This is a genomic window from Rheinheimera sp. (genome assembly GCF_036568245.1).
GTDB lineage: Bacteria > Pseudomonadota > Gammaproteobacteria > Enterobacterales > Alteromonadaceae > Alishewanella.
Genome location: NZ_DATCSY010000210.1, coordinates 1 through 9,339 on the forward strand (window position 1 = coordinate 1; position 9,339 = coordinate 9,339).

Below are 9,339 nucleotides of genomic sequence, written 5' to 3' on the forward strand. Positions count from 1 at the left end.
ACATCCAGTTGTCAGTATCACCACCAAATTTACCTACACCTTCGGCTGGTGCATGCACTAAACGCACATCTTTAATTTCCAGCTGTTTAATCAGATAGAACTCCAGGCTGCCATAATAAGCGGCTACCGTGCAGCGATGGCCTTCATCTTTTTCACATTCTGCAACCAGTGCTTTTTGGTTTGCTTCAATCGCGTCGATACGCTTTTTGCCGTTTAACTTCGCTGTTTTGGCATCAATGATTTTATCACTGACATTATCTACGGCTTTGGTCACGAAAATACGGCTGCCCGGTGCGGCAGGCACTTCTTCTTTCATTGTTTTAGCCAGAAAACCGTTTGCTAATAAGTCGTTTTCGGGCGTGGAATTATGTGCAATGCTGCCATAGGCACAGTGATGATTTGTTGCTACCAAACCTTCAGGCGATACAAAAGACGCTGAACAGCCACCCAGGCTGACAATGGCAGCGGCAGGAAACTCAGTAAGTTTGGTCAGATCGGCTGGGTTCAGTGCCAGACCTGCAGTTTTTAATTCAGTGGCAATTTGCGGCAGTTGTTGTGGCATCCACATGCCTTCATCTGCCATTACAAAGCTACTGGCGACAGCCAGCATCAGTAAGGATTTTTTCATAGCGACTCTTCTAATTTTTTTGGTTAACAGAAAGGTAAAACGGTAGAACCTGATTTCTCAAAACCTGGCTATAGTCTGTGGCATGGCGGGGCTTGTCAATACGCCGACAAAGCCTGTTACATTTTAATGCGTTGAGTGAACGGGCGGTTGCGCTAGCTGAACCAGCAAGGCTGATTTAATTTGCCGTTCTTCGCCTGGTACATTGCACTGTCTGCACGGCGCAATAACTCATCGCAATCATGGTCCCCCTGAAACAGTACCATACCAACACTACAGGCACACTGATGCATACAGTGTTCTGTCAACGGATAGGGGCGTGATAGCTCCTGAGAGATTTTGGCTGCAATAGCCTGCATATGCTCTTTGCTGCGGTTGTGGTCAGGATCAATGTCCCTGAGCAAGACAATAAACTCATCACCGCCGAAACGGGCTACGGTATCGGCCTGTCTGACCGTATTGCGCAACCTGGTTGCCACCTCAACCAGCAGACTGTCACCTTTTTTATGGCCGTAGATATCATTTACCGGCTTAAAATTATCCAAGTCGATAAACATCAGGCCGCAATAGTGCTGGCTGCGGCGACTGGCGGCCATAGCCTGCAACATATGCTCTTCCAGCAGGCGCCGGTTAGCCAGCCCGGTCAGGCTGTCATAAAATGCCAGGCGTCTGATTTGTGCCGCGCTGAGCCAGCGGCCGATGGCCAGTTCTGCCAGGTTGCTGTAAGCCTTAATTTTTTCCAGCAGCTCGGCAGAAGGTTGTGCTATCTCGTCATGGTAGATAGCAAAAGTGCCCAGAACTTTACCCTGCGCATTTTTAACCGGTTGCGACCAGCATGCTTTAACGCCAGCCAATTGTGCCAGAGCCTGATACGGCTGCCAGTAAGGGTGAGTACTTATATCCGAAACAATCACTGTTTCGCCGGTATATGCCGCAGTGCCGCAGGAGCCGACACCAATACCTATAGTGACGCCGTCAATTGCCTGGTTGTATGCATCAGGCAGGGTAGGGGCGGCACCGTGGCGCAAGGTCTTACCGTCTTGATCCAGCAGCAAAATAGAACAGTGGGTTAATGGGTGTAGCTGTTCGACCTGTGTAACCAGGTTATGCAGAATAGTTTTTAGCTCAGCACCTTCACTTATCTGGCTTAAAATCTGATTTTGCAGCATTAATTCCTGCGTGCGCTGCTGCACCTGCTGTTCGGTGTGCAGCAGGCTGCGCTGATAACGGTTATTAATCAGGCTAAGCTCGGTAAACTGCAATGCCAGCGAAGCCAGTATATTTAACATCGCAGGCAGTTTTTCTTCATCAACTATGGGTATTTCTGCTAGCGCCGCCAGATAGTCGTCGGTGTTAAAGCCTGCCTCTGCTGCTTGCGCCCGGAAAAAAGCCGGGTCGGGCTCTTTAAGTAAAAACTGGCCGATAAACAGGTTAGCAATGTGCTGGCCTTCAAGCATAATCGGGGTTGCGCAATCAGTCAGGCCGTTACCGCAGCGATAAAGAGAGTAGTTTTTACCGTGCTGTGTTTGTTTAGACAGCTCGCAGTCACTTTCCAGACAGCGCTTTAATGTTGCCTCGCTTTGACGATGAAACTGCACACAGGCTCTTTGCCAGCGAGATGACGCCAGTACCTTGCCCTGCAAATCAATCAGTGCAATGGGGATATTCATCACCAGCAGGAAGTTTTCAAAAAGGGCGTTTAAACGGGAAAAATCAAGCGCAGCAACCAACTGATTGGTTACTGTGCTATCAGGTGCGGGCAGCGCCTGATTCCAGTCAGCGGACATTGGGTCCAGCATTTGGATCAGATTAGCCTCGCGGTGCAGATGCGGAGGTTTCGCGGTCATGACGCCACTAAGTGTAGTTATGCGGCCATTCTTTTGCCACTGCGGCACTGCAAACCTGTGCGGTCGATGTACAGTTTAGCTGCCGCTGTTCCGCCTATTTGTGGCGTTGCTGCAGAACTTTCACAACGTCGTTAAGTTCCAGGCTCTGGCTGCGTAATAATACCAACAAGTGAAAAATCAAATCCGCGGCTTCGTTAGCCAACTCCTCTTTGTCACCCGCCATAGCGGCAAGCGCCGATTCAACACCTTCTTCACCGACCTTTTGGGCAATGCGCTTTACACCTTTGGCGAATAAGCTTGCGGTGTAGCTACTGGCCGGATCTGCGCTCTCGCGCGCTTTGATGATCTGCTCCAGATCATATAAGAAAGCCAGTTGCGGGCTGTTAGCGCTATTGTCATGCCAGCAGGTTTCGCTGCCCGTATGGCAGGTGGGGCCCTGTGGCAGTGCCTGTACCAACAGGCTGTCGGCATCGCAGTCGCTGTCGATACTGACCAGCTTTAAGACATGGCCTGAACTTTCGCCTTTGGTCCAAAGCCGTTGTTTGCTGCGGCTGAAAAACGTGACATCACCGCTATTGAGGGTGTGTGATAACGCGTCCGGGTTCATATACCCCTGCATCAGCACCTTACCCGAGATAGCGTGCTGCACTATTGCTGGCAGCAGCTTGTTGTCAGGCCAGTTTATTGTGTTGATTTGCTCGTTATTCATATAGTCCCCATTACGGCCGGATACTGATGCCAGCGGCAATCAGTTGTGCTTTAAGTTGTGCTATCTCGATAATGCCTTTGTGAAACACGCTGGCGGCCAACGCGCCATCGACATCTGCAAGGGTAAACACATCACTGAAGTGTGCTATAGCGCCGGCGCCGCCGCTGGCGATCAAGGGCACAGTGCAAAGATCACGGATGCTTTTAAGCTGGGCAATATCATAGCCCTGACGCACACCATCCTGGTTCATGCAATTAAGCACTATTTCCCCGGCACCGCGCTGCAGCACTTCGCTGACCCAATCGCGCGTCAGCCAGCGGGTTTTCTGAGTGCGGCTCTCGTCGCCGGTAAATTGGTACACCTGATATTGGCCCGACACAACATCGAAAAAGCTGTCTATACCAACCACCACGCACTGTTGGCCAAAATGATAGTTCAACTCGTTGATCAGATCAGGCCGGCTCAGCGCCGGGCTATTAACCGAAATTTTATCAGCACCCATCTCGAGGATCTTGCCGGCATCTGCAACCGTTTTAATACCTCCGGCCACACAAAATGGAATATCGATGACTTCGGCAATACGCCTGACCCAGCTTTTATCCACGACGCGACCGTCGCTGGAGGCGGTAATATCATAAAATACCAGCTCATCAGCACCGGCTTCGGCATAGCGCTGCGCCAACGGCACTATGTCGCCGATAATCTCATGGTTGCGAAACTGTACACCTTTAACCACTTTGCCATCACGCACATCCAGGCAGGGAATTATCCGTTTTGCCAGCATGTAATGGCCTCCTGTAATGTAAATTTTCCTTCCAGCAATGAGCGGCCCAGAATAACGCCTGCTACGCCACTGCCAATAAGCGCCCGGATATCATCCAGCTTGCCAATACCACCGGAAGCTTGCCACTGAATTTGCGGATACTGTGCTGCAAGCTCCTTGTAAAGCCGTACGTTAGCGCCGCTTAACGTACCGTCTTTACTGATGTCAGTACATAGCACATGCCTGGCACCCGCGTTTATGTAGCCATCCAGCACCTGTTCCAGCGTAATATTGGACTGCTCAATCCAGCCATGTGACGGCAGTGTTTTGTCACCATTGGCGTTAATCGCCACATCCAGTGCCAAAACAATTTGTTCGCCGCCGTATTTGCGCACCCAGTTCTGTACCAACTCAGGTTGTCGTATCGCCAGGCTGCCGATCACGACGCGGCCTGCACCGGCATCGAGTAAATCGGTTACATCCTGCTCTGAACGCACGCCGCCGCCGACCTGAATATGTAAGGGAGAGGCATCCATCAACTGCTTTAACAGCGTCAGCTGGCGCTTGCTGGCATCTTTCGCACCGCTTAAATCGACAATATGCAGCCAGTGTGCACCGCTGCTTGCGTACTGGTTGCGCAGCGTCAGTGGGCTGAAATCATACTCGGTCGTGTTGTCATAACGGCCCTGATACAGCCGTACTACTTTGCCATCGATCAAATCTATTGCCGGGATCATCATAATTGCCACTCCAGGAAATTCTGTAACAGCCTTGCACCACTCTTGCCGGAACGCTCGGGGTGAAATTGCGCACCAACGACATTGTCTTTGCCAATCACAGCGGCAAAATCGCTGCCGTAGTTACATTGCGCCAGGCTGTAGTTGCCCGGCGCAACGGCGAAACTGTGCACAAAATACAGATAGTCTGTGACAGAAAAACCACGCAGCAGCGCGTGACTGCTGATGCTGTGCAGCGTATTCCAGCCCATATGCGGCAGACGCAGGCCAGCACTGTTAAGCGGTAATACTTCTGCGGGAATTAACTTTAAGCAGGCGACATCGCCTTCCATACTGTGGCTGGTGAGCAGCTGCATACCCAAACAAATCCCCAGCATAGGTTGTTGCAACTGCTGTAAGGTGTTAATCAGTTCAGCCTGCTCAAGCCTGGCCATTGCATTGTGTGCCGTGCCGACACCGGGCAGCAGCACTTTATCAGCGGCTTTGATCACACGAGCATCACGGCTGATCGTGGCCTCAGCTCCCAGGCGTTTAAAGGCAAAGTATACCGAGCTGATGTTGGCGCAGCCGGTATCAACAATCACCAGTTTCATCAGAGCACTCCTTTTGAGCTGGGTAGCGCCTCACCCGATACCGTGATGGCTTGGCGCAATGCGCGGCCAAAGGCTTTAAACAGGCCTTCCACTTTGTGGTGTTTGTTGCCCTCGGTGATGCTTAAATGCAGCGTCATCAGCATGGCGTCACTTAATGAGCGGAAAAAGTGCGGTACCATTTCCACGGTTAAGCCACCCACTGCGCCTTCGCCCAGCTCGCCGTTAAACACAAACAGCGGCCGGCCGGATAAGTCCAGCACACATTCAGCGCGGCATTCATCCATCGGCAACACAAAGCCAAAGCGGTTAATACCGCGTTTGTTACCCAGTGCCTGCTTTAAAGCCTGTCCCAGAGCCAGCGCAGTGTCTTCCACACTGTGGTGATCATCAATATGTAAATCGCCTTTAACCTCGACCTGCAGTGAAAAGCCGCCGTGGGTAGCAATTTGCTCCAGCATATGGTCGAAAAAACCTACGCCGGTGTTAAAGCGGTTGTTGCCGCTGCTGTCCAGATCGACACTGATAGCAATATCAGTTTCCCGCGTGGTACGACGCACTGTAGCTTTGCGGCCGCGGCTTAGCAGCTGTTTGGTGATTTGCGGCCAGCCAAGGGTTTCGCGATTATACTGAAACGCCGGCAAGCCCATATTTTCTGCCAGTTGCACATCGGTTAGCCTGTCACCAATCACGTAAGAATTGGTAAAGTCGATTTTGCCCTGTTGCAGGTAGTCTTTAACCAGGCCGAGTTTTGGCTTGCGACAACTGCAGTTATCACGCTCAAAGTGCGGGCAAATCAGCACATCATCAAACACTATGCCTTGTGAGGTGAGCAGCTGCATCATCTTATCGTGTGGTGCGTCAAAGGTATCACGCGGGAAGCTGTCAGTACCCAAGCCATCCTGATTGGTCACCATCACCAGACGATAGCCTGCTGCCTGCAGTTTTAATAATGCCGGTACCAGGCCAGGTTCGTATGCCAGTTTTTCCAGGCTATCAAGCTGTTTGTCTATCAAAGGCTCTTCTACCATGGTGCCGTCGCGGTCGATAAATAAAATAGGCTGGCCACTCATGCGCGTGCTCTCTCTTTGTTATTCAAATTAGAAAAATACTGCTGCATCGTCTGCGTCAGACGCTGCATTTCATCAGCGTTACCAATCGATACCCGCACCACTTCAGATAAGCCCAACTGACTGGACTGATTGCGAATTAAAATATCATTTTGAATAAGGTTGCTTACGCAGTCTGCGGCGTTGTCTACCTGCAGCAGCACATAGTTAGCATTGCTCGGCCAAACCTTTCTTATGCCGTTTTGTGTTTTAGCAAAGGCGATAAACTGGTCTCTTAGCTGGTTTATCGTCGCGACACTTTGTTGCATTTGTGCAATGCCGGCAGCTGATAATGCCATGGCAGCAATCTGCGCTACCGGCTCGGCAATCGGGTAGGGCGCGATCATCTTCTTAAGTGCGTTTATCACCTCCGGTGCGGCTAAGGTAAAGCCGCAGCGCAGCCCGGCGAGACCAAAGGCTTTAGATAAAGTGCGTAAAATGACTAAATGTGGGTAGTTTGCCAGCTCATTGGCTAGCGTCGCTTCTGGCGCAAACTCAATATAGGCTTCATCGACCACCACCAGGGCTTTACCGGCAAAATGCTCAAGTACGGCATTAATTTGCTCGCGCGGGATCAGATCGCCGGTCGGGTTATTCGGGCTACAGATAAACACCAGCTTGGGGCTGGTGGCAAAAATGCCGGCTAAGTCCAGCTGTTCGTTATTAATCAGCAGCACTTTATTCACAGCCGTCTGGTTGCTCTCAGCGCTTATCGCATACATGCCATAGGTTGGCGGGCAAATGGTAATGCTGTCCTGTTTCGGCTCGCAAAAGCTTCTGATCAAAAGCTCAATGCCTTCGTCCGCGCCGCGGCTTACCAGTACCTGCTCGGGTGATACACCGGCATAGTCGGCATAAGCATTAATTACCGCTTTTGGCTGACAGGACGGGTAGCGGTTAAAACAGCCGTCCAGCTGATAGCTTGGCGCCAGCGCATTTTCGTTGGCGTTCAACCAGACTGCGCCGCCGCTCATGCTACTGCGGGCTGATGCATAAGGCACTATCGTTTTAACGGCATCGCGTGCCAGACTATTTACCTGATCTTTGTTGGTAGTCATACGACTTATTCTCCCTGACGCAAAGCGGCTAAACGTAATGACACCGCATTGGCGTGTGCCTGCAGGCCCTCTGCCGCGGCAAGCACTTCAATCGCCGGGCCTATATTACGCATACCCTGCGCACTTAATCGCTGCACGGTATAACGGCGGTAGAAATCTGTTAGCGACAAGCTCGAGACCGTCTTACTGTAGCCATAAGTTGGCAGTACATGGTTGGTGCCACTGGCATAATCACCGGCAGACTCCGGTGTCCACGGGCCAACAAAAATGCTGGCCGCACTGTTGAACTGTTCCACCAGATCTTCATCGCTGGCGGTCTGCACAATTAAATGCTCCGGCGCATAGCGGTTGGTAACTGCAACAGCCTCAGTCAAATTGCTGGTCAGAATATAGCGGCAGTGGTTAAGGGCGGCACTGGCGATCTCTTTGCGGGGTAGCAGGGCCAGTTGCGCGGCCACCTCTGTCTGTACGCTACTAATCAACTGTACACTGTCGCTAACCAATAGTACTTGTGAGTCAGGGCCATGTTCGGCTTGCGATAACAGGTCCGCGGCAACAAAGGCGGGGTTGGCACTGTTATCGGCCAGCACCAGCACTTCAGATGGTCCGGCAGGCATATCAATTTGCGCACCGCGCACATCCTGGCTGACCTGCTGTTTGGCTTCAGTAACGTACCGGTTGCCGGGGCCGAAGATTTTATCCGTTTTACTGATCGTTTCAGTGCCGTAGGCCAGCGCAGCGATGGCCTGAGCACCACCAATAGTGTAAATCTCGCTGATACCGCACAGCTGAGCCGCGTAGACTATTTCCGGTGCGATATCGCCCGCTTCTGGTTTACCCGGTGGGGTAACCAGCACGATACGCTCACAGCCGGCAAGCTGCGCTGGTACACCCAGCATCAATGCAGTGGAAGGCAGCGGCGCACTGCCGCCCGGAATATATAAACCAACGGCTGTGAGTGGCCGGCTCTTCAACTGGCAGAATACACCGGCACTGGTTTCTACCTCGATATCGCGCGGCAACTGCGCAGCGTGAAACTTACGGATATTGTCATAAGCCAGTTCAATGGCGGCCTTACGTTCAGCTTTCAGTGTCGTCAACAACGCGCTTTGCTTGGCCGCACTTAGCCGCAGTGGATTGTCAGCTAAACCATCAAATTGCTGGCTGTAAGCACGAAGTGCAGCATCGCCTTGCTGGCGCACTGTACTGATGATGCGGCTTACCTGTTCGCTCAGATCTGCAGAATCCGCCAGTTGCGGGCGCTGCAGTGCAGCTTCGCGCTCAGCCGGGGTCAGTTGCGACCAGTTAATGATGTTGTTCATTGTTACTCCATCATCTTTTCTATTGGCAGCACTAAGATAGAGCTGGCGCCGAGTGCCTTTAACTGCTCCATCGTCTCCCAGAACAGGGTTTCGCTGCTTACGACATGGATCGCCACCATCTCATCATTACCGGCCAGTGGCAGCATAGTGGGGTTTTCTGCGCCTGGCAGCAGCGCGATAACCTCATCCAGTCGAGTGCGCGGCGCGTGCAGCATAATGTATTTACTTTCATTGGCTTGCATTACGCCATTAATACGTGGCATCAGTTTATTGATGAGCTTGAGCTGGCGTTCATCGTTTAAGCCTTTTCGCTGAATAAGCACCGCTTTACTGCGGTAAATCACTTCAACTTCTTTTAAACCGTTGGCTTCCAGTGTGGCGCCGGTCGACACCAAATCACAGATGGCATCTGCCAAACCGGCGCGCGGCGCCACTTCTACCGAGCCTTTTAAATTAACAATGCGGGCATTAACGCCTTGCTGCTTTAAGTAACGGCCCAGCAAACGTGGGTAGGTGGTGGCGATAGTTTTTCCGTCTAATGAGGCTGCGCCCTGATAGTTTTCTTCCTGCGGCACGGCT

At 51.9% G+C, this 9,339-nt stretch carries 10 protein-coding genes; all 10 read right to left on the bottom strand.

From position 1 onward, the window contains the following. Positions 1 to 628 (bottom strand): S46 family peptidase (locus tag VIN66_RS09635; RefSeq protein WP_331923784.1); only part of this gene is annotated, 628 nt, incomplete at its 3' end. 152 nt (positions 629 to 780) lie between these two features. After that, positions 781 to 2,472, bottom strand: a complete 1,692-nt coding sequence (locus VIN66_RS09640; protein WP_331923785.1) for a PocR ligand-binding domain-containing protein — start codon at positions 2,470 to 2,472, stop codon at positions 781 to 783. A gap of 94 nt (positions 2,473 to 2,566) precedes the next feature. Further along, on the bottom strand, positions 2,567 to 3,181 hold the full coding sequence (gene hisIE / locus VIN66_RS09645) for a bifunctional phosphoribosyl-AMP cyclohydrolase/phosphoribosyl-ATP diphosphatase HisIE (RefSeq protein WP_331923786.1): 615 nt from the start codon (positions 3,179 to 3,181) through the stop codon (positions 2,567 to 2,569). Positions 3,182 to 3,191: 10 nt separating this feature from the next. Further along, the gene (hisF, locus tag VIN66_RS09650; protein WP_331923787.1) at positions 3,192 to 3,965 is read right to left on the bottom strand and encodes an imidazole glycerol phosphate synthase subunit HisF; all 774 of its coding nucleotides are present in this window, start codon (positions 3,963 to 3,965) and stop codon (positions 3,192 to 3,194) included. Further along, on the bottom strand, positions 3,947 to 4,684 hold the full coding sequence (hisA, locus tag VIN66_RS09655; protein WP_331923788.1) for a 1-(5-phosphoribosyl)-5-[(5-phosphoribosylamino)methylideneamino]imidazole-4-carboxamide isomerase: 738 nt from the start codon (positions 4,682 to 4,684) through the stop codon (positions 3,947 to 3,949). The genes hisF and hisA overlap by 19 nt, the downstream gene beginning before the upstream one ends. Then, positions 4,681 to 5,274 (bottom strand): imidazole glycerol phosphate synthase subunit HisH, encoded by a 594-nt coding sequence (gene hisH / locus VIN66_RS09660; protein ID WP_331923789.1) that lies wholly within the window; start codon positions 5,272 to 5,274, stop codon positions 4,681 to 4,683. Before hisH ends, hisA begins: the two co-directional genes overlap by 4 nt. Continuing rightward, positions 5,274 to 6,344, bottom strand: a complete 1,071-nt coding sequence (gene hisB, locus VIN66_RS09665; protein ID WP_331923790.1) for a bifunctional histidinol-phosphatase/imidazoleglycerol-phosphate dehydratase HisB — start codon at positions 6,342 to 6,344, stop codon at positions 5,274 to 5,276. The genes hisH and hisB overlap by 1 nt, the downstream gene beginning before the upstream one ends. Then, positions 6,341 to 7,438 (bottom strand): histidinol-phosphate transaminase, encoded by a 1,098-nt coding sequence (hisC, locus tag VIN66_RS09670; protein ID WP_331923791.1) that lies wholly within the window; start codon positions 7,436 to 7,438, stop codon positions 6,341 to 6,343. Before hisC ends, hisB begins: the two co-directional genes overlap by 4 nt. A 5-nt stretch (positions 7,439 to 7,443) precedes the next feature. Then, the gene (gene hisD, locus VIN66_RS09675; protein WP_331923792.1) at positions 7,444 to 8,760 is read right to left on the bottom strand and encodes a histidinol dehydrogenase; all 1,317 of its coding nucleotides are present in this window, start codon (positions 8,758 to 8,760) and stop codon (positions 7,444 to 7,446) included. 2 nt (positions 8,761 to 8,762) lie between these two features. Beyond that, the coding region (hisG, locus tag VIN66_RS09680; protein WP_331923793.1) for an ATP phosphoribosyltransferase at positions 8,763 to 9,339 on the bottom strand (577 nt) is incomplete at its 5' end.